The organism is Methylobacterium sp. E-066 (assembly GCF_022829635.1).
Classification (GTDB): Bacteria; Pseudomonadota; Alphaproteobacteria; order Rhizobiales; family Beijerinckiaceae; genus Methylobacterium.
On sequence record NZ_JAKSYO010000206.1, the window covers coordinates 14,529 to 39,340 of the forward strand.

At 66.9% G+C, this 24,812-nt stretch carries 24 protein-coding genes; 12 read left to right on the plus strand and 12 right to left on the minus strand.

All coding sequences use genetic code 11. The annotated features are described in order from the left end of the window. Nucleotides 1-130 precede the first annotated feature (130 nt). The gene (locus MKL20_RS30255) at nucleotides 131-1,486 is read left to right on the plus strand and encodes a lipopolysaccharide biosynthesis protein (protein ID WP_244039792.1); all 1,356 of its coding nucleotides are present in this window, start codon (nucleotides 131-133) and stop codon (nucleotides 1,484-1,486) included. Further along, nucleotides 1,483-2,622 (plus strand): GNAT family N-acetyltransferase, encoded by a 1,140-nt coding sequence (locus MKL20_RS30260; protein ID WP_244039793.1) that lies wholly within the window; start codon nucleotides 1,483-1,485, stop codon nucleotides 2,620-2,622. Before MKL20_RS30255 ends, MKL20_RS30260 begins: the two co-directional genes overlap by 4 nt. A 190-nt stretch (nucleotides 2,623-2,812) precedes the next feature. Here the strand turns inward: MKL20_RS30260 and MKL20_RS30265 are convergent, their stop codons facing one another. Continuing rightward, complete coding sequence (locus tag MKL20_RS30265) at nucleotides 2,813-3,097, minus strand: hypothetical protein (protein WP_244039794.1); 285 nt, start codon at nucleotides 3,095-3,097, stop codon at nucleotides 2,813-2,815. A gap of 208 nt (nucleotides 3,098-3,305) precedes the next feature. Here MKL20_RS30265 and MKL20_RS30270 point away from each other — a divergent pair, with 208 nt between their 5' ends. Together MKL20_RS30270 and MKL20_RS30275 are read left to right on the plus strand one after the other, a co-directional pair. Continuing rightward, nucleotides 3,306-3,548: an AbrB/MazE/SpoVT family DNA-binding domain-containing protein gene (locus tag MKL20_RS30270; RefSeq protein ID WP_244039795.1), complete on the plus strand. Its 243-nt coding sequence runs from the start codon at nucleotides 3,306-3,308 to the stop codon at nucleotides 3,546-3,548. Continuing rightward, nucleotides 3,545-3,934: a PIN domain-containing protein gene (locus MKL20_RS30275; RefSeq protein ID WP_244039796.1), complete on the plus strand. Its 390-nt coding sequence runs from the start codon at nucleotides 3,545-3,547 to the stop codon at nucleotides 3,932-3,934. The genes MKL20_RS30270 and MKL20_RS30275 overlap by 4 nt, the downstream gene beginning before the upstream one ends. Nucleotides 3,935-4,075: 141 nt before the next feature. Here MKL20_RS30275 and MKL20_RS30280 read toward each other — a convergent pair whose 3' ends face one another. The 7 genes from MKL20_RS30280 to MKL20_RS30310 form a co-directional block, all read right to left on the minus strand. Beyond that, a complete protein-coding gene (locus MKL20_RS30280) occupies nucleotides 4,076-6,418 on the minus strand; it encodes a PAS domain-containing sensor histidine kinase (RefSeq protein WP_244039797.1) in 2,343 nt (780 codons plus the stop codon). Nucleotides 6,419-6,597: 179 nt separating this feature from the next. After that, nucleotides 6,598-9,219 (minus strand): aminopeptidase N, encoded by a 2,622-nt coding sequence (gene pepN, locus MKL20_RS30285; protein ID WP_244039798.1) that lies wholly within the window; start codon nucleotides 9,217-9,219, stop codon nucleotides 6,598-6,600. An 88-nt stretch (nucleotides 9,220-9,307) separates the two neighbouring features. Then, nucleotides 9,308-9,706, minus strand: a complete 399-nt coding sequence (locus tag MKL20_RS30290; RefSeq protein ID WP_244039799.1) for a type II toxin-antitoxin system VapC family toxin — start codon at nucleotides 9,704-9,706, stop codon at nucleotides 9,308-9,310. After that, nucleotides 9,703-9,978 (minus strand): AbrB/MazE/SpoVT family DNA-binding domain-containing protein, encoded by a 276-nt coding sequence (locus MKL20_RS30295; RefSeq protein ID WP_244039800.1) that lies wholly within the window; start codon nucleotides 9,976-9,978, stop codon nucleotides 9,703-9,705. Before MKL20_RS30295 ends, MKL20_RS30290 begins: the two co-directional genes overlap by 4 nt. Before the next feature lie 41 nt (nucleotides 9,979-10,019). Next, nucleotides 10,020-11,234: an MFS transporter gene (locus tag MKL20_RS30300; protein WP_244039801.1), complete on the minus strand. Its 1,215-nt coding sequence runs from the start codon at nucleotides 11,232-11,234 to the stop codon at nucleotides 10,020-10,022. A 56-nt stretch (nucleotides 11,235-11,290) separates the two neighbouring features. After that, the gene (arsC, locus tag MKL20_RS30305) at nucleotides 11,291-11,731 is read right to left on the minus strand and encodes an arsenate reductase (glutaredoxin) (RefSeq protein ID WP_244039802.1); all 441 of its coding nucleotides are present in this window, start codon (nucleotides 11,729-11,731) and stop codon (nucleotides 11,291-11,293) included. After that, nucleotides 11,724-12,083 carry an ArsR/SmtB family transcription factor gene (locus MKL20_RS30310; RefSeq protein WP_244039803.1) on the minus strand — a complete coding sequence of 120 codons (360 nt, stop codon included), beginning with the start codon at nucleotides 12,081-12,083 and terminating at the stop codon, nucleotides 11,724-11,726. Before MKL20_RS30310 ends, arsC begins: the two co-directional genes overlap by 8 nt. Before the next feature lie 50 nt (nucleotides 12,084-12,133). On the opposite strand from MKL20_RS30310, the gene arsH reads away from it, so the two are divergent. Next, the gene (arsH, locus tag MKL20_RS30315) at nucleotides 12,134-12,880 is read left to right on the plus strand and encodes an arsenical resistance protein ArsH (RefSeq protein WP_244039804.1); all 747 of its coding nucleotides are present in this window, start codon (nucleotides 12,134-12,136) and stop codon (nucleotides 12,878-12,880) included. A gap of 420 nt (nucleotides 12,881-13,300) precedes the next feature. Here the strand turns inward: arsH and MKL20_RS30320 are convergent, their stop codons facing one another. Further along, entirely contained in the window at nucleotides 13,301-13,567 is a 267-nt protein-coding gene (locus tag MKL20_RS30320; protein WP_244039805.1) for a hypothetical protein, read from the minus strand. Nucleotides 13,568-13,653: 86 nt separating this feature from the next. Further along, complete coding sequence (locus MKL20_RS30325; RefSeq protein WP_244039806.1) at nucleotides 13,654-14,019, minus strand: hypothetical protein; 366 nt, start codon at nucleotides 14,017-14,019, stop codon at nucleotides 13,654-13,656. 437 nt (nucleotides 14,020-14,456) lie between these two features. Between MKL20_RS30325 and MKL20_RS30330 the strand changes: the two genes are divergently transcribed. Further along, nucleotides 14,457-15,296, plus strand: a complete 840-nt coding sequence (locus MKL20_RS30330) for a hypothetical protein (RefSeq protein WP_244039807.1) — start codon at nucleotides 14,457-14,459, stop codon at nucleotides 15,294-15,296. A gap of 3 nt (nucleotides 15,297-15,299) precedes the next feature. Next, nucleotides 15,300-15,866, plus strand: coding sequence for a hypothetical protein (locus MKL20_RS30335; protein WP_244039808.1), 567 nt, complete (start codon nucleotides 15,300-15,302; stop codon nucleotides 15,864-15,866). A gap of 23 nt (nucleotides 15,867-15,889) precedes the next feature. Here MKL20_RS30335 and mauJ read toward each other — a convergent pair whose 3' ends face one another. Further along, entirely contained in the window at nucleotides 15,890-17,263 is a 1,374-nt protein-coding gene (gene mauJ, locus MKL20_RS30340; protein WP_244039809.1) for a methylamine utilization protein MauJ, read from the minus strand. A 406-nt stretch (nucleotides 17,264-17,669) separates the two neighbouring features. On the opposite strand from mauJ, the gene rnhA reads away from it, so the two are divergent. The 5 genes from rnhA to MKL20_RS30365 all read left to right on the plus strand — a co-directional run bounded on the left by rnhA (nucleotide 17,670) and on the right by MKL20_RS30365 (nucleotide 23,788). Continuing rightward, complete coding sequence (rnhA, locus tag MKL20_RS30345) at nucleotides 17,670-18,380, plus strand: ribonuclease HI (RefSeq protein ID WP_244039810.1); 711 nt, start codon at nucleotides 17,670-17,672, stop codon at nucleotides 18,378-18,380. A 638-nt stretch (nucleotides 18,381-19,018) separates the two neighbouring features. Then, the gene (locus tag MKL20_RS30350) at nucleotides 19,019-20,137 is read left to right on the plus strand and encodes a branched-chain amino acid ABC transporter substrate-binding protein (RefSeq protein WP_244039811.1); all 1,119 of its coding nucleotides are present in this window, start codon (nucleotides 19,019-19,021) and stop codon (nucleotides 20,135-20,137) included. Between the two features lie 40 nt (nucleotides 20,138-20,177). Continuing rightward, nucleotides 20,178-21,968, plus strand: a complete 1,791-nt coding sequence (locus MKL20_RS30355; RefSeq protein WP_244039812.1) for a peptide ABC transporter substrate-binding protein — start codon at nucleotides 20,178-20,180, stop codon at nucleotides 21,966-21,968. Between the two features lie 157 nt (nucleotides 21,969-22,125). Continuing rightward, entirely contained in the window at nucleotides 22,126-23,031 is a 906-nt protein-coding gene (locus MKL20_RS30360; protein WP_244039813.1) for a DMT family transporter, read from the plus strand. Between the two features lie 394 nt (nucleotides 23,032-23,425). Then, a complete protein-coding gene (locus tag MKL20_RS30365; RefSeq protein WP_244039814.1) occupies nucleotides 23,426-23,788 on the plus strand; it encodes a transposase in 363 nt (120 codons plus the stop codon). Between the two features lie 53 nt (nucleotides 23,789-23,841). On the opposite strand, the gene MKL20_RS30370 is transcribed toward MKL20_RS30365, so the two are convergent. Then, nucleotides 23,842-24,804 (minus strand): acetamidase/formamidase family protein, encoded by a 963-nt coding sequence (locus tag MKL20_RS30370; protein WP_244039815.1) that lies wholly within the window; start codon nucleotides 24,802-24,804, stop codon nucleotides 23,842-23,844. Between the last annotated feature and the right edge of the window lie 8 nt (nucleotides 24,805-24,812).

Sequence of the window (24,812 nt, forward strand, 5' to 3'; positions counted from 1 at the left end):
GGTCACTGGAACATCGCCCAAGATATTGGTTCTCGGACGATGTTTCGGCGGGTTTGACGGGTCATCATCTGTTTCCGATCCGGCAGCCGCCGTTCGGGATGATGCTCCAAAGCCTGGCGCGGAGCGCGTGGTGTCAGCGACAGCCCTCCCGGCCCTCAGCAAGCTCGCCGCCGCTGGCCAGCGCCTCCATGCCCTGCGGGAAGGCCCGGCGCGGGCCGCACTCACGGTCTTCGCCATCCGGGTCGGCGCGGCGGGCTTCGCCTACGCGGCGCAGGTTTTAGCCGCTCGGCTGATGGGCTGGGACGCCTACGGGGTCTTCGCCTCCGTCTGGGTCTGGACCGCGATGCTCGGCCACACGCTGACGCTGGGGCTGTCGCAGGGCGCCTGCCGGTTCGTGCCCGGCGACCAAGCGCGGGGCGATCTCGACCTCGCCCGCGGCTATCTCCGAGCCGGCACCCTGGTGACCGGCGGGGTGGCGCTCGGCGTCGCCGGCCTCGGCGCGGCCCTGCTGTGGCTGGAGCCCGGCCTGTTCGCGCCGGCCTACCGGGCACCGATCGCCGTCGCCGTGTGCGTGATGCCGCTCTTCGCCCTTCAGGATTATCTCGAGGGGGTGGCGCGCAGCCAGAACTGGGTCGGTCTCGCCATCGCGCCGCCCTACCTGCTGCGCCAGAGCCTGATGATGGCCTGCATGATCGGCGCCGTCCTGCTCGGGGCGCCGCCCCGGGCGGAGGTCGCGATGGCCTGCATGCTGGTCGCCGCCGCGATCGCCACCGCGCTGCAGGCCGGCCTGCTCCTGGCGCGTCTGCGGGCGGATCTGCCGGCCGGACCACAGCGCTATCAGTGGCGGACCTGGCTCGGCACCAGCCTGCCGATCGCCGGAATCGATCTCGCCAATGCCGGCTTCACCTTCGTCGACGTGATCGTGCTCGGCGCCCTGGTGAGCCCGGCCGAGCTCGGCCTGTATTTCGCCGCGACCCGGATCCAGCAATTCGTGGTGTTCGTGCACTTCGCCGCCAGCGCGGCGACGCTCCAGCGCTACAGCGCCGCCCACGCCCAAGCCGACCGGCCCATGCTCGCCGACCTCGTGCGCCGCCAAGCCCGGCTCACCGCGGGGGCCACCGCCCTGGTCGGCGGTGCGATTGTCGCGCTTAGCCCCCTGCTGCTGGCGATGTTCGGCCCCGGGCTCGGCTCCAGCGTGCCGATCCTCGCCGTGCTGGTCGCCGGCAGCGTCGCGGCGAGTCTGTTCGGGCCGGGCGAGGATCTGCTGACCATGCTGGGCGGCGAACGCCGCTGCGCCGGCATCACCGCCGCCATGCTGATCGTCGCCACGCTCCTGTGCCTTTCGCTGATCCCACCCTTCGGAACGCTCGGCGCCGCATTCGCCGTAGCGCTGGCGACGATCGTGCGCGCTGGGCTCCTCGCCCGCGCCGCCGGCCGCCTGCACGGGCTGCCGACCCCGATCTGGTCCGCGGGAGCGATCCGATGAGTGTTCTCGCTTACGCGCCGCCCGAAACGGTCGGCGGCCTGTCGGTCACCGTCGGCCCGGCGCCTGATCCGGCGGCCTGGGATGCGCTGTTCGCCTCCGCCGCCGCGCCGCATCCGGATTACACGCATCACGTCCTCGCGGCGCACCGGGAGGCCGGGCTGCTGCCCGAGGGCCTGCACTTCGTCACGATCCGCCGCGGCGGCGCTTGCGTCGCGCTCCTGCCCTTCACGCTGCGGCGCGACCTCACCGGTCTCGGGAGCCGGGTGGCACGGCCGTTCCTGTCGCCGCTGGTGACCGCCACCGCGCCGCTGGTGATCGATGGCCCTGGGCGCGAAGCGGCGGTGGACGCCCTGGTCGCCGGCCTGGCGGAAGCCGGCCGGGCCTGGCGCTGGCCGCTCCTGCCCACGGAAGACGGCGCCGTCCCGGACATGCTGGCGGCGATGCGGGCGCGCGGCTGGGCGATCGGCGTCGTGACGTCCTTCGAGCGGCCGATGATGGTGCGCCGGGCCGATCACGACGCGTTCCTGGCCGGGCACCCGAACCGGTCCCGGTTCAAGGATCTGCGCCGCCGCACCCGGCGGCTCACGGAACTCGGTACGGTCGCCCATGTCAGCGCCGCGGGCGGTCCGGAACTGGCCGGGCTCGTGGCCGACTTCCTCGTCCTCGAGCGGAAGGGCTGGAAGGGGCAGGCCGGCACCGCGATGGCCTGCCGGCCGGACATGGCCGCGCTCGCCCGCGCGCTGTTCGCCGAGGCGCCGGGCCCAATCGGCATCCGGGCGGATGCCTTGACCCTCGACGGGCGGCCGATCGCGATCAGCCTCGCCCTGGTGGGCGGCGGCACCGCGACGCTCCTGAAGACCGCCTACGACGAGGAGCTGCGCAGCCACGCCCCCGGCCTGCTGCTGGAGGCCGAGATCGTGCGCGCCTGCCACGAGACCGGTTTTGCGCAACAACTGGATTCGGCGACCCTCGACGGCTCGGCCCTGGAGAGCCTCTATCGCGACCGGACTCCCGTGGCCGAGATCATCGCCCTGCCGCCGGGGGATCGCAGCCTCTCCCTGGAACGGCGCCTGCGGCTGGCCCGGTTTGAGCACGAAGCCCGCGCCGCTGCCAAGCGGGCGCTGCGGCGGCGCTGACCACCGATCGGCCGCACGGTTTTCGACGGAGATCCAGATCACCCCCTTATCCTGAGGTGGCGGCGCGGAGCGTCGCCCTCGAAGGAGTCTTCCAGCCGGCCGCGCGATCCCTGGAAGCCTCCTTCGAGGTCCACTGACGCGGCCGTCTCAGGATGAGGGGAGGGCGGGACGCCTCCCGGCAGATCCGTGTCTATCGGTTGCGGTACGGCCCCTCGCCCTGGACCTGGTCGTAGACGCCGTGCCCGGTCCGGGCCCGGTAGGCGCGGCCGGCGATCTGGCCGGGGGTCGGCGGCGTGCCGGGCTGGGCGAAGCTCGTCTCCGGGCGATAGGCCGGGCCCCAGCCGATCTCCTCGTCGCCCGCCGGGTCCTTGCCGGGGAAGCCGGTGGCGTAGCCGACGCTCTGGGCGAAGGCCGGGGCGGCGGAGAGCCCAAGCAGGGCCGCGAGGGTGAGGCGGAGGGTGGTCCTGGAGCGCATGGATCGTCTCGTCGAAGGTCGATCCGCCGTGCGGATCCTCTGACGGGGAAACGCCGATCGGGGACGCGCGTTCTCGGGGGAGGACGCCGTCGCTTGGCGACAGCCTCTTCTCCCACAACTTATCGCGTGCGCCACAGACTGGCATCTCTGGCACGGAGGACGTTTTCCGGCGTAAAGACCCATATACGGCAGAAGCTGGAGACGCTCCATGAAAGCCAAGGTGATGCCTGATGGGCGGATGAGTCTGCCCGCCGACCTTCGCAAGCGGCACGGGCTCGGCAACGGCGGCGAGGTCATCGTCGAAGACATCGGGGACGCCATCGTGCTCCGGACGCTGGATCAGGTTGTGGCACGCGCGCAGGACCTGAGCCGCAGGCTGATCGGCGGCAAAGTCGGCGCCTCCGTCGAGGACTTCCTGGCCGACCGCGCCAGCGAGGCCGAGCGCGAATGACACGCTTCGTCCTCGATGCTTCCGCTCTCCTGGCGCTCCTGCTCGGAGAGCGGGGGGCTGATAAGGTCAAGGCTGGGCTCGACGGTTCTGTCATGACGACCGTCAACCTCGCTGAGGTCGTCAGCCACTACGCCAAGCTTGGCGCTGTGCGCGACGATATCGAGATGCTGCTGCGGCCCCTGCCGATCCGCCTGTTTCCCGTCGATGCGACGTTGTCCTACGATGCGGGCCTGTTACGTGCGATTACGCTCGAAGGCGGCCTGTCGCTGGGGGACCGATATTGCTTGGCTCTGGCGAAGCGTGAAGGCGTGCCGGCTCTCACCGCGGAGCGGCGCTGGCCAGACATTGCCGGGGCCGCCGGTGTCACGATCGAGCTGATCCGCTGAGGCGGAACTCCTTGGATTTGACGCTTGATCGGGCTGTGTCCGTTGTAGGATCCCCTTCGCGGATGCAGCGCGGGGATGATCGCTCGCCGGTATGGGCCTGAGCCGTCGGGCGGGCTCGATCCGCGGCAGTGAGAGACGATCTCAAGCGGCGACCGACCGGCGCCCGGTTAGGCTCACGGCATCCCGCGGCGCGGCGACGGCACGGACGGGCCGCTCCGTCTGCTCGGGCGCCGGGGCCGGCAGGCGCACCAGGACGACGGTGCCGACCGTTTCCTCGGAGCGGATCCGCAGGGAGCCACCATGCAGCTCGACCATCGAACGGGTGATCGCGAGCCCCAGCCCCGAGCCTTTGTGGCTGCGGGTCATTTGTGCCTCGACCTGAGTGAAGGGCCGGCCGAGGCGGGCGAGGTCGGCGCGGGGAATGCCGATGCCGCTATCCTCGACGAACAGGTGGGTGCTGGCGCCCGCCCGACGGACGCGGACCGCGACGCGGCCACCGGCCGGCGTGAACTTCACGGCGTTCTGGACGAGGTTGGCCAGGATCTGCTGCATCGCGCTCGGGTCGGCCAGCAGGTCGATCCCGGGCTGCACGTCGAGACCGAGGGTTATCCCCTTTTCGCGGGCGGCCGCCTCGACCAGCCCGAGCGCGGACGTCACGGCGGCCTCGGCCGGGATCGCCCGCGGGTTCAGCCGGACCCGGCGCGCCTCGAGCCGGGCCATGTTGAGGATGTCGTCGATCATCGAGAGCAGGTGCGAGCCGCTCTCGCGGATGTCGCGGCAATACTCGGTGTAGCGTGGGGTGCCGAGGGGGCCGAGAACCGCGTTCTCCATCACGTCGGCGAAGCCGATGATCGCGTTGAGCGGCGTGCGCAGCTCGTGGCTCATATTGGCCAGGAACTCGGACTTGGCCTGGCTGGCGGCCTCGGCGGCAGCCTTCTGGTCGAGATAGCGCTCGGCTAGGTCGGCGAGCTGCTGGGTCTGGAGTTCGAGGGTGCGGCGGGAGCGCTTGAGGTCCTTGACGGTCTCGATCAGCTCGCGCTCGGACGCCTGGAGCTGCTCCTGGTGGCGCTTCAGGCTGGTGATGTCGGTCCCGACCGAGACGTAGCCGCCGTCCTTGGTGCGGCGCTCGCTGATCTGGAGCCAGCGGCCGTCGGTGAGCTCGGCCTCGAAGGTCCGGGATGCCATGCCCGGGAGGGCGAGGCCGGCCTCGGGGGATTCGCGTCGCACCTGGGGCAGCACGCCCCGGCCCATCACGTCGGTGTAGCTCCGGCCGGATTGCGCGTCCTCGGGGCTGAGGGCGTGGAGGTGGCGGAACTTGGAATTGCACAGCACCAGCCGGTTGCCGGTGTCCCACAGGACGAACGCCTCAGAGATCGCCTCGACGGCGTCGCGCAGGCGCATGTCGGAGGCCGCGTTGGTCTCTTCCAGGGCGCGCTGCTCGGTGATGTCGGTGGCGATGCCGACGAGGTGGCGCCCGCCATCGTGGGCGTCGGGCATGACCTCGGCCCGGGCGCGCAGCCAGACATAGGCGCCGTCGGCCCCGCGCATCCGGAAGGCGTGGTCGACGCAGGTCTGGGCGGCGGCGAGTCCGCGGGCGAGGCTGTAGAGGTCGCCGTCGTCGGGATGGACCAGGGCGTTCACCGCCCCGAAGGAGAGGTATTCGTGCTGCCGCTGGTAGCCGAGCAGGGCGTACATGGAATCGGACCAGTAGATCCGGCCCCGGGCGATGTCCCAGTCCCACAGCCCGCAGGCGCCGCGGCGCAGGGCCGTCTCCAGCCGGCCGCGGATCTGCTCGCGGGCGCGGTCGGCCCGGGTCGCCTGCCGGCTCTGCAGCCCGTAGGCGAGGCCGACGCCGACGATCACCAGGATCGCGGCCGCGACCAGGACGATCTGGTCCCGGGCCCGGGCGCTCCAGCCGCGCATCAACGGCTCGATCGGCTGCAGCACGGCGACCTGTCCGGCGCCGTCGGGCAGGCTGTGGATGGCGGCGAGCACGCTCTCGCCGCCGGGCAGGTCGAGGGCCATGGCGCCGGCGCGCTCGCCGAGGCCCGAGAGCGGCTCGCTCTCGCCCAGCACCTGGGCCAGGGTCGTCGTATCGGCGGGAAGGGGCGGGTGAGCGGCGGCGATGCGGGTATCAGGCCGGACCAGGAGGAGGCGGCGGCCCGGATGGCGCTCGCTCTCCGGCATCAGGCTGCGCAGGTCGGAGGCCCGGCCGCCGGCCGGCGCGATCGCCCGGGCGGCCAGCCGGGCGAAGCCCTCGACCTCGGCCTTGGCGCCGGCCAGGATCTCGGCCCGCTGCCCTTGGATGTGGAGCGCAGCGAGGCCCACCAGGCAAGCGAGGAACACCGCGAGGATGCCCGGCACGGCGTAGCGCAGCCACCGCTCGACCAGACCGAGCCGCGGATCCCGGACGCGCATCGGCCAGGAAACGGCGAGACTCGATTCCGCACGCGCGGAGAAGGAAGCGGAAGCCGCCTCCGGCATGGCCGAACCTCACCCGTGGGAGTTGCGATCCGTTCGCCGCGTCTCGCGCCCCCCGAATCTGATTGAATACAACCATCTTCGGGGGGCGCTTGTCCACGGATTTTTTACCATTCGGGCTTGACGCAACCCCTGCGTTACGACTCGGCCACAGAATCGTTTTCTACCGCAGGTTCAATATCTTAGCCGCCTCCAAGGGTGCGCGCGACGATGTCGGCGGAGTCCCGCGAGAGGGCCGGGATCGCCTTGATCCGATTAAGCATTTCGCCGGCTTTGCCGGCCCGCGATTTTTCCAGCCGCCGCCAGGATCCGAAGGCCGTCAGGAGCCGCGCAGCAACCTGTGGGTTGGTCGAATCGAGGGCGGCGACCGTGTCGGCGACGAGCGAAAAACCCGCTCCGTCGGGCCGCGCGAACTGAGTCGGGTTTCCGAATGCGAAACTTCCGACCAGGGCTCGCACCCGATTCGGGTTGGTCATCGTGAAGGCCGGGTGAGCCTTGAGGCGGTTGATTCGCTCCAGGGTCCCGGGTTCGGGGATCTGCGCCTGGATGGCGAACCACTTGTCGAGGACGAGCGGTTCGTCGGCGAAGCGTTCGGCGAAGGCCGCGAGCGCGTCCTCCCGGGCTTGGCCCGGGATCAGCGCCAGGGTGCCGAGCGCCGCCAGCCGGTCGGTCATGTTGGTGGCGTTCGCCAGGCGCTCCCCGGCGCGCTTGGCGCCGGCCTCGGGATCGCCGGCGGCGATCAGGTCGAGGGCGGCGTTGCGCAGGGACCGGCGCCCGGCCGAGGCCGCGTCCGGGCTGTAGGCCGCGCCGTCGGCCGGGGCGAGGGCGGCGTCGAGGTGCTCCAGGCGCGGCCGCAGGGCACGGCCGAGGCGTGCCCGCAGGTCGAACCGCGCCCGGTGGATCGCGTCGGGATCGACGTCCGCTTGCAGGGCGTCGGCGGCCTCGCCCTCGCTGGGCAGGGCCAGGACCAGCGCCGCAAAGGCCGGGTCGGAGAGTGCCTCGCCGTCCAGGAAACGCCCGAGCGCCTCCGCGAAGGCGTCGGCCCGGGCGGGATCGGGATCGAGGATCAGCCGCAGGGCGACGTCCTGCGCCGCCTGCCAGCGGTTGAACGGGTCGCTGTCCTGCGCCAGCAGGCGCATGCGCTGGGCGTCGGTGAGGTCGAAGTCGAGCCGCACCGGGGCCGAGAAGTCGCGCAGCAGCGAGGGCACCGGTTCCTCGGTGACCTGCGCGAACACGATCTCGGCTTCCGCACGGTCGAGGACGAAGACCCCGTCCCGCACATTCGGGCAGGTGGCGCCCGCGAGCGGTCCCGCGGCACCGACGAGGCCGAGGGCCACCGGGATCACCAGGGGCGGCGCGTCCTGGCCGCCCTCGCCGGGCAGGCTCTGGGCGAAGCGCAGGGTGCAGCGGGCGGCACCCGGATCGTAGGCCATGGTGACGGACAGGCGCGGCGTGCCGGGCCGCTCGTACCAGCGGGCGAAATCCGAGAGGTCGCGCCCGGTCACCGCCGCGAAGGCGGCCAGAAAGTCCTCGACGGTGGCGGCGCGGCCGTCATTGTCGGCGAAGTACCGGTCCATGCCGGCCCGGAACGCCTCCGGGCCGATCAGCGTGCGCAGCATCCGGACGATCTCGGCGCCCTTGTCGTAGACGGTCGCCGTGTAGAAGTTGTTGATCTCGGCATAGGCCCGCGGCCGCACCGGGTGGCGCAGGGGGCCGGCATCCTCGGGGAACTGGCGCGCCCGCAGGGACCGGACCTCGGCGATCCGGTGGACCGGCCGGGAGCGCATGTCGGAGGAGAATTCCTGGTCGCGAAAGACCGTCAGCCCCTCCTTGAGGCAGAGCTGGAACCAGTCCCGGCAGGTGACCCGGTTGCCCGACCAGTTATGGAAATACTCGTGGGCGATGATCGCCTCGATCGCGGCGTAATCGCCGTCGGTGGCGGTCTCCGGGCTTGCAAGCACATATTTGTCGTTGAAGATGTTGAGGCCCTTGTTCTCCATGGCGCCCATGTTGAAGTCGGACACTGCGACGACGTTGAACACGTCGAGGTCGTAGGGGCGGCCGAAGGCGGTCTCGTCCCACTTCATCGAGCGGATCACGGCATCGAGGGCGTAGTCTGCGCGGGCCTCCTTGCCGGGCTCGACATAGACCGCGCAGGTGACGACGCACCCCTCCATCGTGGTGAAGCGGGTCTCGACCTGGCCGAGCCGGCCGCCGACCAGGGCGAACAGGTAGGCGGGCTTCGGGTGCGGGTCGTGCCAGACCGCGAAATGCCGGTCCGCGCCGACGGCACCGGACTCGACGAGATTGCCGTTGCCGAGCAGCACCGGCGCCTCGGTCCGATCGGCCTCGATGCGGGTGGTGTAGACCGCCATCACGTCGGGGCGGTCGAGGAAATAGGTGATCCGGCGGAAGCCGTCGGCCTCGCACTGGGTGCAATAGACCCCGCTGGAGCGGTAGAGGCCCATCAGCTTGGTGTTGGCGGTCGGGTCGACCTCGGTGACGAGACGTAAGGTGAACGGCTGCTGCGGCGGGGCGTGCAGGCTGAGGCCGGAGGGCGTTGCCGTGTAGGATTCCGCCGCGAGCGCCGCGCCGTCGAGGGCCACCGAGACCAGCCGGAGGTCGTCGCCGTCGAGATGGAGCGGCGCGCCCGCGCGGCCAGCCGGGTTCGGACGCAGAGCCAGGGTCGCGTCGATCCGGGTGGCGTGCGGGTCGAGGCGGATGTCGAGATCGACGCGGTCGATCAGGTAGTCGCTCGGCCGGTATTCCTCCAGGCGGATCAGCGGCGGCGTCTCGGTACGCATTCGGCTCTCTCTCCGGATCGGGTTCGGCCCCGTTCTGGTCCCTCGCGGGGCCGGGCGCAACGCGGTCCGGGAGCCGAGCCGGGGCGCGTCAGGGCGGCAGGCGCGCGGCTAGGCCGTGCCGCTCCATCAGCGCGACGGCCTTCCTGTCGAACGAGACGAAGGTCTCGCCGCCGAGCCAGCGGCCGTCGAAGGCGATCACGCCGTCGGCAAAGTCGCCGCCGGCATCGAGCACGGCCAGTCCGGCTTCGACCGCGGGCCTGTTAGCGACCACGTTGCGCATGTCGAGGATGCGCCGAATCGCGGCGGCGACATCGGGTCGTCGCACCCCGTAATGCCGCTCCAGCACCCAGACGAACTCGCAGAGCGCATGGACGCTGACGGCGACCAGCTCCGCCCGCTCCAAAGTCTCGACCGCTTTGTCCCGCTGCGCCACGTCGTCCCCGACGATCAGACGCAGGAGGACATTGGTGTCGAGGCTGATCTTCACGGGCGCTCAAGCCCACGCATCCCGGCCGCCGCACCCGCTTCGGCGATGGCCTCGTTCAGCTCGTCGATCGTGAGCCGCGCGCCGTTCGTCCGATCCTTCAGGAAATCCTGCAGGTCATGCCACGAGCCCTCGGCCTGATCGGCCTTCAGCTCCGCCCGTCCGTCGGGGAGGAGGTCGAGCCGGATCTTGCCGCCGGGCTTGATGCCCAGATGCTGCAGGATCTCCTTGCGAAACGTGACTTGGCCCCGCGCCGTGACAGTCAGTGTCGGCATGATGCGATCTCCCGTCGGTGTCAGGGTAATGCGGCGGTGCCTTATGGTCGAGCGTCGGGTAACGGCTCGCCGCTTGCCGCTGCACGGGCTTTCTTCAGGCGCCAGAGACCGCCGATCAGCCCGAGATTGATGACGGCGAGCAGCGCCAGCAGGCCCCACAGGGCGTCGGGCCCGATCCGGACCAGCAGGAAGGCGCCGAGCGGGGGCGCCAGGGCCTGGGCCACCAGACCGGGCCGAGCCAGGCGGCCGACCAGCCCAGCGTAATGCTCGGGTCCGAACAGGACCAGGGGCACGGTCCCGCGCGCGATCGAGTAGACCCCGTTGCCGGCGCCGTAGATTGCGAGGGCCAGGCCGATCACCGGCCCGTGCAAGGCCAGCAGGAGCAGACCAAGGGCGACCAGCGTGAAGGCGGCGGTCAGGGTCCAGAGCGGGTGGTGCCGGCCGCGGTTGGCGATCTCGATCAGCCGGGCGCCGACCTGCGACGGCCCGATCAGGCCGCCATAGGCCACCGCGGCGGCCAGCGTCTCGCCCCGGGCCTGGATCAGGGTCAGCAGGTGCACCGAGACCAGCGCCATGATGGTGCCGCCGAGCACCAGCACACCGGCCATCAGCAGGAAGGCCCGGGCCTGCCACGGCGCCAGGGGCACGACCGGCCGCGCCCGACCGGTCTCCGCCGCGGCCCGGGGCAGGGCCGGCGGGATCAGGGCGAGGACCAGCGGCAGCGTCACCGCCAGATGCAGGCCGGCATAGGCGAAGCACGTCCCCCGCCAGCCGAGATGGGCGACCAGGAAGGCCGAGAGCGGCCAGCAGACGGTGCTGGCGAAGCCACCGATCAACGTCAGGGCCGTAATCGCGGAGCGCGCCTCGGCCCCGTAGAGCCGGCCGAGGGTGGCGTAGGCGGGATCGTACAGGCCGCAGCCCATGCCGAGGCCGAGGATCAGCCAGCCGGCCAGGAAGACCGGAAGCGTCGGGGCGAGGCCCAGCACCGCGAGGCCTGTGGCGAGCAGAAGGGCCGCGGCCGCCAGGACCGGCCGCCCCCCGCGCCGCTGGATGACGGCGCCGACCCGCGGCGAGGCGAAGGCCGCCACCAGCAGGCTGAGGGACAGGCCGCCGACGATCCAGGTGAGCGGCCAGCCGGTATCCCGGGCGATCGGCTCGGCCAGCACCGCCGGAATATAGAAGGAGGAGCCCCAGGCGAGGATCTGCACCACGCCGAGCGCTGAGATCACCGGCCAGCGCCGGGTCCGGGCGGCCATTGCCTTATCGGGGCCCGGCCGGGGATGGCCGGGAGGCACGTGCGAGCATCCGCCGATCAGGCGAGACCGACGCGGCGACCGATCTCGTCCACCACCGGCTCGCCGTCTTCCTTGATGAACGCGCCCTGCTGCGGCGGCAGCAGATCGAGCACGAGCTCCGAGGGCCGGCACAGCCGGACGCCTCTGGGGCTGACCACGAGCGGCCGGTTCAGCAAGATCGGGTGGGCGGCGATGGCGTCGAGCAGTTGGTCATCGCTCAGGGCCGGATCGGCGAGGCCGAGCTCGGCGTAGGGCGTGCCCTTCTCGCGCAGAACGTCGCGCACCGACAGGCCGGCCCGGGCCAGGAGCTGCTTGAGTAGCGCCCGCGCCGGCGGGGTCTTCAGATATTCGATCACGTGCGGCTCGATGCCGGCGTTGCGGATCATCGCCAGGGTGTTGCGCGAGGTGCCGCAGGCGGGGTTGTGGTAGATCACCACGTCGATGGCGTGATCAGGCATGGTCCACCTCTTTCGTGTTCGGGCCGCAGGTCGACAGGGCGGCGAGCGCCGGCGCGCAGACCTCCGGATGCCCCTGGCAGCAATCCGTCATGAGAAATTCGACCAGCCCGGATAGCACCGGGTAGGCGACGCTGTAGATGATCGAGCGCCCCGCCCGGCGGGACCCGATCAGCCCGGCCTGCTGCAGCTCCTTTAGGTGGAAGGAGATAGTCGAGGCGGACACGCCGATGGCGGTAGCCAGGGCGCCCGAGGCCATGCCGTCCGGCCCGCCCTTCACCAGCGCCCGGAGCGCCCGCAGCCGGTGCTCCTGACCCAGCGCCACGAAGGCCGCGAGGGCTTGCGGTTCATCCATTTTCGTTTCAACATTCAAACAATCCTTTGAATATACGAGACAGCGCCCCCGTGGACAAGCCCGAGCAGCCCTCCGCCGACGGAATCCCGAATCTCAGCCGGCCGCATTTCGTGGTGCCGGATGCGGCGCAGCTCGACGTCGTGCAGCCCTTCGCGCACGCCCCGCGCTTCCTGATCCTGTACGGTTCGCTGCGCGAGCGCTCGTTCAGCCGCTTCCTCGCCTACGAGGCGGCGCGCCTCCTCGAAGCCCTGGGCGGCGAGGTCCGGATCTACGACGCGCACGGCCTGCCGCTGCCCGACGACACCACCGCCGACCACCCGAAGGTGCAGGAGCTGCGCGCGCTCTCGCTCTGGTCGGAGGGCCAAGTCTGGGTCTCGCCGGAGCGGCACGGCACCCTCACCGGCGTGATGAAGAGCCAGATCGACTGGCTGCCGCTGAGCGAGGGGAGCCTGCGCCCAACCCAGGGGCGTACGCTCGCGGTGATGCAGGTCTCGGGTGGCTCGCAGAGCTTCAACGCGGTCAACAGCCTGCGCCTGCTCGGCCGCTGGATGCGGATGATCACCATCCCGAACCAATCCTCGGTGCCGATGGCCTACAAGGAATTCGACGCGGCGGGCCGGATGAATCCGGGCTCACTCTACGAGCGCGTGGTCGATGTCTGCGAAGAGCTGATGAAGTTCACCCTGCTGACCCGCGAGCGCGCCGATTATCTCGTCGACCGCTACAGCGAGCGGAAGGAGCGGGTGCCGGAGCGGCTCCGCGACGTGGCGGCCGATATCGGCATCGGGAAGCCATGACCGGGCCGGGCGGCCTACTCGCCCGAGGGCCGGCGCTCTAGCTAGGACAGCGACCGGCCCGGCCGGCCATGTCGGTTTCAGTTTCCGTTTCTGCCGAGGGCGCCGCGACGGCCCTCGCCCCAACCCAAGGGATAGCCGCCTGATGGAATACCTGCACACAATATTGTGAAAGTTTTATTTCGAGTCTTTGCGGTTTTACTTAGTTCTATCTCGGATTGAGCGGGGCCAAACAGCCTCAGGCGGTTGCACGAGGTCGCTTGCGAGTTGATTGCGAGCCGGCACCGCCTCGCGGACACGGATGGGCCGATTTAGAGTTACACTTGGCAGGGCGGAGCAGCCATCGTGCGTGCCGGCGGGGCCCGCTGGACATCCTTCCGTCAAGCACTGGTCCCAGTGAGCAAAATGGGCCGGCATTGAATGTTAGTCGAACACAGGGGCGGCACCTCTGAGCTCTGGAAAATCCGACAGTGCGACCCGAACGGACTCAGCGATGCGGTCGGGATCTTCGCCGTGAAACGAGGCGTGGAGATAGATGTTACCATCTGGACGGGCAGCATAGATGAGGTGCTCGCCGGTTAAACCGCCACGCCATGTTTTTTCGCGACTGTCTGCGCGACGTTCGATGACATCTCTAGAGAAGGCTTCCGCTATCAGTTTGACGTCGGTTTCTTTAAGCGGCTTGCCCATATAATTTCCCTTGCCATAATATTCTGCAAGTTTCCGAGAGATGATGCCGGAGCCGTGTTTTTCTATTTCAATAATAATATTCTCTATCAGGAAGCTGGATTGAAAAAAATGCTTTTTATAGAGCCCTTTAAGCGGTCCTTTTCGAATTGAAAAGGGCCGCGCGTTATGTCTTTAATCTCGTGTCCTTCTAATACTTTAATTGTTTGACAAATGCCTTCTGGGTCGAACAGGTGGTTTTTGCCTTGTGCAAGTTGTGGAATTTTTGCAGCGTAGATGAGCATAAAATTGCGAAGCAATTTCGCGCACCTACCCGTTCTTAGCGACGAGGCTAGCAGAAAATCGACAAAGCGACATTCTGGTCGCAAATCTTTTTCGATGTCTATTTGAACTCTGCCGCGGGTTTCGGTCTGTCCCTGAGCTCTCGCCAGAGCTTGAACGCGTTCTCTATCCATAAGCGTCCCTCCAATTGATTCAGTTGCATGTTATGGCGAACAGCCGCCATAATAGCAGCCCGCATCGCCTCAATTTCGTGACGACTCACGGCAAGGTGCTTCCCGCCTTCGCCTACGCCCTTGGACGTTTGCGTTCCGGTAAGCGTTGCGATCTACTCTTGAGCCTGGAGGCGATCGGCGTCATGAACCGGTCCGCCAGTGGGCAGATTCTGTCCCGCCGGTTGCCCGGACGCCGTGGGCCTCCTGCAAGTTTTGTCGTTAAGCCCGATGCCCAGCCTACGTCCTTGATAATGCAGCGCTTGACGGGGCGAGAACATCACCCAAGCATCCGTTGCCGGCCATCGGGCCGAGGGCGGGCCGCCGCAGAGATGTGGAGGCGGCCTGTGCCGGGTCCGGACGCTGAGGGCCCCCGCGTTGCGCGACTGCGCCACGAACTCGTGACCGAACTCGGTGGCGATCTCGATCCGCAGCGCCAAAGTCTCGGCTACCTGATCCATCGCTACCTCGTACGAACCCGCCGGCTGATTCCGATCGCCAAGCGTCACGTCTTCTTCGTCCGCCGGTTCTGGGATAGTGGCCTCGTGACCCGCCACCTCAACAAGGTGTTCGAATTGGCACGGCTAGTCGAGGAAGGGGCTGACCTGACGCCATACCTGTCAGGCCGAGCGCATCGGCCAGGCAAGCATCCGCGCGATGATCAGCACGACGGCGACTTCGCGCTAGCCGCCTACGATGTGCACCACCTGCACTTCGATCCCGTCGACCCTGCTGGCCCGCGCAAGGTGCGGCAGCAAGATAAAGAGGACGTGCTGCTGTTCGCGACCTTTGATCGGGAGCTCGCGGCGTTCATCATGGTCGGCACGCACAAGAGCTTCTACGACGGGACGCTCGAGAGCGCCGTCGTTCAAGCGCGCGCCGATGCGGGCCACATGGTGCTGAACGGGATCAAGGGGGAATCGGGCTTCACCGCACTCCAGCGGACGCGGATGGGGCTGCGAGGACTGAACACTGCGGTCGCGATCGGCGGCCAAGCCGTCATCAGCTCGATGTTGATGGGCAACGGCAGCTCGATGCGAACGCTCCGCATGGCTGATTTCGCCGCGTGGCGGATCGAGGATGTCGACCCGATCCTCGACGACATCGAGCGGGCGAGGGCGCTCCTCGGCCCGCGTGTACCGGACGATCCCGACTTCTCTTGGGGCTTCGATCAGACCCGCCTAGTGCTGGTCGAGGCCAAAAGCCGCACCGGGTTTAACTTCGCCGATCAGCCGAACTAAACCTTGGAGCTGTCCGCTTGTGCCCGTCCATTAGTGTACTCGTTGATTCAACCCAGCGCCTTCATCATTCCTACATTAGCCGTCAATCTGCGGCTCGAAAGCGTCCAACCCATGCTCAGTCGCACGCGACGGTCGTTCTCCGTTGAGATCAAATCAGCCGGCCGCGGTCAGGCCGCCGTCATCCCGAGTCGCGTCGCGCCTCCCGCCGCCAAGGCGCCGCGCCTGTTCCGCGATCCATTCGCCGAGCCAACAGCGCCACCCTCCGAACCCCGTCGTATCCTGCCGAGCCTAATCGCGCCTGAACTGCGCCAGTTCGAGCCGGAGCCCGCCGCCAAGGATCGCCCGCAGGAGCGCCGCGGGCGGCCGCGCAAGGCCTCTGCCGCGATGGTCGCGACCGCCGCCGTCGAGCCGGTCTCCGCGCCACCTGCGCCTGCTGCCGCGACTGCTGAGCCGGTGGCCCGGTCCCAGCCGACAATCGCGCCGACGCTCACCAAACGCACCGCAAAATCTAACGCCGCTATCCCGCCTGGCGAACGATGGAAGCGCCGCCTGGGCCGCTGGGCACGGTAGCAGCGCCTTATAGACTACATGACTCATCCCGGGTGTGCTTCACTGCCGCTGTTGGATGAACCGACGCGTCGGCGCTCGATCTCCGCCTGCGCTGACGCAATGATAGCGTTGCAAGCCTCCAGATCAATGAAGCAGTTCAATGGTATGAAGGCATCCTTGCGCGAAAGAAGTCCTCCGTCGGACGCATTCCATATTTGCAATTCGCCGTTTAGTCCGTAGTCTCGAATGAACCGCTGACAATCCGCATTGTGCTCTGCAGCAGTCACTGAACCATCGTCGTTTAAAAAAAGTCCATCTTCCATATCGAATATTATCCGCTCATCACCAAAATCCAGGACAAACTTGAAAAAAAATAGCCCGCTTTTAGACCGGTAGACAAGATAAACTTTTCGATCTTGTACTGTGGCGCTCGAAGGTGACATGCCTTCGAACGCCCCGTAAGGAGGGGATTTGCGCAGGCGCACATGAATTTCAGGCAGGTCGACTTCTTCAGCTGACCGAACGTCCTTGCCACTTACTAAGCGTTGGATTAAATCAGCGCCGAGAAGTCCCTTCCACCCACGAAGCTCGTAAAGATGCTTGCGGTACTCAGTTTGAGGGGTTGAGATACCGAAACGCTCTTCAATGGCGAGCACTGCCATTTCTCGCACTAGCGGCAACTCTCGATACAGTCGTCGCGCGTCGCTTGGATCGTCGGGATTCACGATCGGTTTTTGACCCGCGTGCGCCACCGCGCAACGACCAGATTCAAAAAGATGGCGGCTTACGTCCTGCTTCCCATCCACTCTGATGCTGTCGAGCGCCTCGGCCACTTCGTGACCCGTTAGCCGAGGTAAAGCCTTCTCCATCCACGCCACTCGCCGCTTTGGCACTGGAAATGCCAGCTCAAGCACTCGCCAAAAAGACAGAAAGGCATAGCCGTAATGGTTGAGACTCCTTGCTTCTCGCATTAGCGCAAGGGCAATGCGTGTATCTTCATCCTCCGGACAAATAAGCTCGGTGAAATCGAAGCTTTCACAAATTGAGAAGCCGTATTTTCGGTTTAGCCCAACCATGTGAGGCCGCCCGCCACCAGATTGGTGAGCGACAGCAATTCCATGCTGCTCCCGCCAGGCGAGCACACTCAAGAAGCGGTACAGCAGCCTTGCTGCCTCATCTCGATTGAGGCTTAGCGAGCACCGCACAGCTACTCCTGGATGCTCCTCAAGCGTCAGCGGGATCACCCAAATGCGGTGCCCTCCAAAGTCGGCAGATTGAGGACGCACTGGCCATGGACAAGAAGTGTCAACATTCAAGCACACCCAATTCCCTGGCTGAAGAAGTTCAGGAGCCGCAGCGTATTTGCTCTCGCGGCTCGCGATCTCGACCGGCAGAGGCCTTCCTATTTCGTCGCGCATGCCTCCAGCTTATCGTGGTAGGCAGTCAGCGGAAGAGGCAGCGCGAGTTGAGGGCAGCGCTGCGCGCCATTCTTGTGCACTCGCTGGCGTCTGCTGCTTGCTCGGCTTTCAGGCGGCCCTGGTCTACGCAGATCGACGAGGCCCCGCCGACCCTGCCTCCCGCACGTACTTGTTGATCACGATATTGTGATGATGTTTATTGCCGTGCATTCGGCTTTAATCCAAGCCATTCCGCATCGAGTGAGTGCATCTGGGTCCAACTGGGTGCACGAGGTTGCTTACTAGTTGTTTTACACTGACTTTCCGTCTGTAGAGATCCGTAGGGGAGAGTATTACAAGCCGGGACGAGGTTGCTTCCGCTGCGGTTTAGACCGTGGGCAGCCCTTAACACCCGAAGGATCACGCCGTGACGCGAATCGTTGTCTATGCTGACGGAGGCTGCTCACCCAATCCTGGCCCTGGTGGCTGGGGGGTGGTCATCTCGGGCCCGGACGGGCCTTTGGATCTATGTGGGGGTGAGACTAATAGTACGAACAACCGCATGGAGCTGACGGCAGCCATCCGGGCGCTGGAGCACTTCCCCGAGGGCGCGCAGATTGAGATGCGCTGCGACAGCCAGTACGTGGTCAAATCCGTAACCGAGTGGATGGGCGGCTGGAAGGCCAAAGGTTGGCAAAACTCGAAGGGCCCGGTGAAGAATTTCGACTTGATGCAACGTCTGGACGAGCTCGCCAGCCAGCGCGATGTGAAGTGGACGTGGGTTCAGGGCCACTCCGGAGATCCGCTCAACGAACGGGCGGATTGCCTCGCGACGCAGGGCAGGCACAAGGCGCGCAGCCCTTCAGCTCAGCCCTCTTCGTCGCCAAGTCCTGCCGTGAAGGTTCCTGTTGCAACTTTACCCCCAGTAATGAGCAGGCTGGCAATGGCGGCATTCCGACCACTGTCCATTCTGGTTGACGTCCCGCTAGCGCGTGAAATTTCGCGTGCTGCCAAGCAATCTGGCACCCGGGAAGCAGTTTTCATCGAGGATTGCATCAGGCTCGTCCTCGCGCTCGGCCCAGAGGAGACAGCCCGCCTACGCGCGAGTATGGGGGCCGCTTCGGGCTCGGCCGGATAAGCGATCGAAGCTTCAGTCATTCGCGGGACGGCATCTCCCCATCGATTTTTGCTCGGGTCAATACGCTACCGAATTTGACCCTTCTCTGACTTTCGGAACGTCTGCTTGCCGGCAGTCTAAGGGGCCGCGGATGACCTGATCTGGCCGAAAGCGGCCTGTCCGCTCCGGAGAAAGTCGGTTGGAAAAGCGGACAGGCCCCAACCGACGTATATCGGCCACGCGGACGGGCCTATCTCACAGGCCTACTTGCGGTGACAGTCGGAATTCCAACTACGCCGGGCGCGCACTGAGGCATGAGCTAAGCCCTACCCGCTACGGCTGATAAGTGCGCCCGTGAGCGTCGGGCATCGATCAGGTTGAGGCCGCACTCTTCAGCGGTGCCCGTGTGGGAACTCCTTGAGGGATGATCGAGATCTTACCCGTTTTGGCGTACCGTGGCCGCACAGGGGGCGCGGCTGCATGCCTGCCCTGGCAGGATCTACGGCGCAGGCAGAACCTCATAGGGTCGCTGGACGCCGGTAAAGTGCACATGAGTAGAACGGTTCGACCATTTGACCGGTGTAAGCTCCGCTGTGGACGGCCACGATCTTGCAGGCAGGCACGGGTGACGCCTGAGAGCGGTAGCCTGAGAGATCAACATGCGCGCTTCTGTGTTGGCCGGCATTCTCGGCTTCCTGATGGCCGGCTCAGCGCAGGCTCAGGTCAAGATCGGCATCGTCGGTGCGATTACTGGGCCTAACGCGGCGTTCGGCGCTCAGATCAAGAACGGCGCCAGCCAAGCAGTTGACGACATCAACAAAGCTGGCGGGATCAACGGCCAGAAGCTCGTGGCCGTCATCGGTGACGATGCAGGCGATCCCAAGCAAGGCGTTTCAGTGGCCAACAAGTTCGCCAGCGAGGGCGTCAAGATGGTCGTCGGTCACTTCAACTCCGGTGTGTCGATCCCGGCCTCCGACGTCTACCTCGACGCTGGCATCGTCCAAGTCACGCCCGCCTCCACGAACGTGAAGTTCACCGAGCGCGGCATGTGGAACACGTTCCGCACCTGCGGCCGCGACGACCAGCAGGGCGCGGTGGCGGGCACCTACCTGGCCGAGCACTTCAAGGGCAAGAAGATCGCCTTCGTCCACGATAAGACGCCTTACGGCAAGGGGCTCGCTGACGAGACCCTGAAGGCGCTCAAGGCCAAGGGCGGCAAGGAGGTGATGTTCGAGGGCATCAATCCTGGTGAGAAGGACTACTCGGCGCTCGCCTCCAAGCTAAAGTCGGCCGACATCGACATTGTATACTTTGGCGGTCTGCACACCGAAGCTGGGCTCATAATCCGGCAGATGCGCGACCAGGGCCTGAAAGCGCCGATGATGAGCGGTGATGGCATCACCGACAAGGAGTTCGTCCAGATCGCCGGCCCGGGCGCAGCGGGGACGCTGATGACCTTCTCGCCGGACGCGCGCAAGAACCTGAACGCCAAGGATGTGGTGGCGGCCTTCAAGGTTAGGGGCATCGATCCCGAGGCCTACACGCTCTACTCGTACGCGGCCGTGCAGGTTCTGGCGAAGGCGATGGCCGAGACCGGCTCCAGCGACGGCAAGACGCTCGCGGACTGGCTGCACCAAGGCAGGCCGACGCAGACGGTGATCGGCGAGATCGCCTACGACAAGAAGGGCGACATCACCCGACCCGACTACATCCTGTACGAGTGGGCGAAGGGCGCCGACGGCAAGATCGATTACACAGGGCACGAATTGACTCAATGATCACACTGCGCGCTGCGTGGCGGAGATCGAGGGCAAACTCATGGACGAGCGGGATCTGCGTGGCTTCATTGAGCAGGTGAAGGACGGCCGCTTGTCGCGACGCGTCTTCGTGCAGCGGATGCTGGCGGTCGGCCTCTCCGCGCCGATGGCCGGGCTGATGCTGGCCGGGAACGGGGTGGCGATGGCCGCCGACATCCGGAGCGGCTACAAGGCGGCGAAGGCCGGCGGCGGGGGGGCGCTCCGCCTGCTCTGGTGGCAGGCGCCGACCCTGATCAACCCGCATTTCGCCATCGGCACCAAGGACCAGGAGGCGTCGCGGATCTTCTACGAGCCGCTCGCCGCCTGGGACCCGGACGGCAATCTCGTGCCGGTGCTCGCCGCCACGATTCCCTCCGAGGAAAACGGGGCGCTCGCCGCCGACGGCCGCTCGGTGGTCTGGAAGATCAAGCCGGGCGTCACCTGGCACGACGGCAAGCCGCTCACCGCCGACGACCTCGTCTTCACCTGGGACTACGCCCGCGACCCCGCCACCGCGGCGGTGACGATCGGCTCCTACAAGGATTGCAAAGTCGAGAAGATCGACGACCTCAGCGTCCGGGTCCTGTTCGACAAGCCGACGCCGTACTGGTGCGATGCCTTTGTGGGCATCGTCGGCATGGTGATCCCCAAGCACCTGTTCGCCGCCTATACCGGCGCCAAATCTCGGGATGCGCCGCAGAACCTCGCCCCCGTGGGCACCGGGCCGTACCGGTTCCTCGAGTTCCGGCCCGGCGATATCGTCCGCGGCGAGCGCAACCCGAACTACCACCTGCCCAACCGGCCCTATTTCGACGCCATCGAGATGAAGGGCGGCGGCGACGCGGTCTCGGCGGCGCGCGCGGTGCTCCAGACCGGCGAGTACGATTACGCCTGGAACCTTCAAGTCGAGGACGAGGTGCTCAAGCGCCTGGAGACCGGCGGCAAGGGCCGGGTCGACGTCGTCTACGGCGGCAATCTCGAGTTCCTGCTGCTCAACACAACGGACCCGAACGTCGAGGTCGACGGTGAACGGTCCTCGCTCAAAACCAAGCACCCCGCCTTCTCCGACCCGAAGGTCTGCCAGGCGATGAACCTGCTAGTCGACCGTAAGTCGATCGAGACGTACATCTACGGCCGCACCGGCAAACCCACCGCCAACACGGTCAACGGCCCGGAGCGCTTCGTCTCGAAGAACACCAGCTTCGCCTTCGACTTGGCCAAGGCCAACGCGCTCCTCGACGAGGCCGGCTGGGCGAGGGGCTCGGACGGCGTGCGGGTCAAGAACGGCAAGCGCCTGAAGCTGCTGTTCCAGACCTCGATCAACGCCCCGCGCCAAAAGACCCAGGCGATCATCAAGCAGGCGGCGGCCAAGGCCGGCATCGAGATCGAGCTGAAATCGGTCACCGGCTCGGTGTTCTTCTCCTCCGACCCGGCCAACCCCGACACCTACCCGCATTTCTACGCAGACATGGAGATGTACACGAACAACATGACCCAGGCGGATCCGGCGATCTGGCTGCTCCAGTACGTCTCGTGGGAGATCGCCACCAAGGAGAACAAGTGGCAGGGCCGCAACGTCGTGCGCTGGCGCAACGACACCTACGACGCGGCCTACAACGCCGCTCAGAGCGAGCTCGACCCGGTCAAGCGGGCAGCGCTTCTGATCAAGTGCAACGACCTTGCGGTCTCGGAGAATGTGCTGCCACTGATCCACCGAGCGAAGGTATCGGCGGTGGGCGCACGACTCGCTGCCTTGCAAAGCGGTTGGGACAACGACCTGTCGTTCCTACCCGACTGGTACAGGGAGGCCTGAGCGGTAGGCGAGCGCCATGGGCACCTACATCCCGCGACGGCTTTTGATCCCGCTTCCCAGCGCAATCCGTCGTCGCTCCACGTTTCCCGGGCTTGGACCGCTGCTTGTCATGAGCGGCTGGCGATGAGTGCCGCATGAGTGTCGGAAGCGATCCGGCGTGAGCCGCCTCGTAGCCTTCGGCGTCATGTCGCTGATCTGGGGTGTGACGTGGTTGCCCACGAAGATCGCCACGCAGGCCGTCCCGCCGATCTTCCTCGCCACGGCACGCTTCCTTCTCTCCGGCGTCCTGTTCCTCATCATCGTACGCGTACGGCGCCTACCACTGCGCATCCAGGGGTTCGGCCGGATCGTCGGCGCTTCGCTCCTCATCACGACGGGCTGCTATAGCTTCGTGTTCTGGGGTGTCGCTCACGCCCCCAGCGGCCTATCGGCGATCGTCAATCTGTCGCTGATGCCGATCTTCCTCGCGTTCATCGGTTTCCTCTACGGCCAAGAGCGCCTCAGCGCGCGTCGGGTCGGCGCGATCGTTCTTGGTATCAGCGGGCTCGTGCTCCTGTTCTCCGGCCGCGCCGAAGCCGCGCAAGATGGCGCCACGATGGTGCTCGCTCTCGCTTCGGTGGCACTCGGCACGGTCTGCTACGCCTGGGGCTCCGTGATCAGCCGGCCCTTGACGCAGTCGATGCCGCCGCTGGTTCTCGCCTTCTGGGAGACGATCATCGGCGCGATCGGGCTCGTGCCCGTGTCGTTGCTTATAGAGGGCTACGACCCAGGCCGATTCGCCGCCCTGTGGGATGGGCGGGTGCTATTCTGCCTCGGCGTGATGGTCATCGGCGGCTCGCTCACCGGCTTCTCGATCTTTCTCTGGCTGGTGCGGGACTGGGGCGCCTTCCGCGCCGGCCTGTATGCCTTCGTCAGCCCGGTGATCGCAGTTGCGATCGGCGCTATCTACGCGCACGAGCCGTTCGGATGGGCGGAGGCATCGGGTATGGGGATCATGCTCGCAGCGACCGCGTTGGCGCTCACCGATCGGCCACGTGTGCAGGTCGACCGAGACACATCTTGAACCGTTCATGACGTAAGGCGCACTCCATTACTCCGAAGTTCGATCGCGCCGCCATCACGGCTTGTGCCGCAAGAACACATTTGACTGCAGTGAGTCGGGAGCGGTTGACCGGGTCTGGCCGAAAGCAGAAGGGCTGCTTTAGAGCGCCTGGAATTAACATCCGGACATGCCGCAGCCGCAGCGCAAATCCAGGCGCTTACAAAAAATGTCCGCAGTCTCGTGCGAAGCAAAACACAGAGCTGAACGCTGGCTGCGCGAGGCGGTGTCCGCCACGCGGGTTCGCCGATGCTGGCACATGTAAAAATTTCGGAACCGAAGCGTCAAAGCCGGTCCGCTTCTTGCTCCTCCTGCGCTCGCTGGATGCACTCATGGCTGCCGAATCCGGAGATTCTGCATGCGTCGATCCCTGCATACGGATCAGGAAATTGCTTTCCTGCTGGACGAGGCCGCGCGGGGCATCCCCATCGCCGACATCTGCGCGAGCGCCCATGTCTCGCTCGGCACCTTCTATCGCTGGCGTCGTCGGCTCGGCGGGCTGATGCCTGCGGGCCTGGTCCGGCTCGATCAGGTCGAGCGGGAGAATGCAGGCCTCCGGGCCGAGGTGCAGCAACTCCGCGCTGCCCTGCTCATGCAGCCGTTGCGCGCGGAGCCGACGCAACCGACCCCGACGGAGCGCGTGGCCCTGCATCAAGGCCCGCGCCACCGCGGCGCCCACGCCTGTGTCGGCCGGTTTGCCTTCGTTCGAAGCGCGAACTGAACGCCGGAATCCCGTAGTCAGGGTCGGCGTGTCGCGGTCCCGTGTTTCCAGCCTCAGACCAATCCGGACGGTGCCGACTCGAGGGCCGATTTGGGCATCATCATGTGCACGCCCTTGTTGCCGTCGACAGTCTGGGTGATCCGCAGGTTCCCGGCGAGCGAGCAAAGCATATAGGCTTGGTTGCGGGTGAGGCGCGTACGCGCGCAGACGAGGCGGACCATCTCCCGCACGGCTTGGCGCATGGCCTCGTCGAGGCTCTCGTGCAGGCCGATCGACATCAGGTCGGCGGGCGTCTCGGCGAAGGGCCACGCGCCCGGAAGGTCCTTGCGCACAGTGAGCCGGAAGGTGCCGCTTAGCCCCGTCTCCAGGGCGGTGATGCAGACCTCGCCGTCGCCCTGCACGCCGTGGCCGTCGCCCGCGTAGAAGCCGCCGCCGGGGTTGAACACCGGGAGGTAGAGGCTCGTACCGACCCGCATCTCCTTGTTATCCATGTTGCCGCCGAACGCGCGGGGCACCGGCGTCCCGACCCGACCCCAGGCGGCAGGTGGGGCGGTACCCATGATGCCGAAGAACGGGTCGAGGGGCAGTTCCGTGCCCCAGGGCAGGCGGCACACACCGCGCGCCGTGTCGATGTCGGCGTGGATTGTCTCGTAGTCGGTGAACTCGTCCGGCAAGGTGCCGAGCAGCGGCAGGATCGCCACGAAGCCCCAGTCGAGGCGGAACTTCAGGTCGAGGATGTCGATCTGCAGCATGTCTCCGGGCTCGGCGCCCTGCACGTGGACCGGGCCGGTGACGAAGTGCGGGCCGGGGCCGCGCTCCAGCGTGTCGAGGGCCTGCAGCAGGTCGGGCGGCACGCGCGCCGGGTCGGGGTGGAGCGACTCACGTCCACCCGCCGGATGCGAGTGCAGCGTGACGGTGTCGCCCGAGGCGACCGTCAGCACGGGCGGCAAGGCGGCGTCGAAGTAGCCGAGCACCATCGTTTCGGGAGTGGCGGGGATCTCGTGATGGGCGGACACGGCGTCTC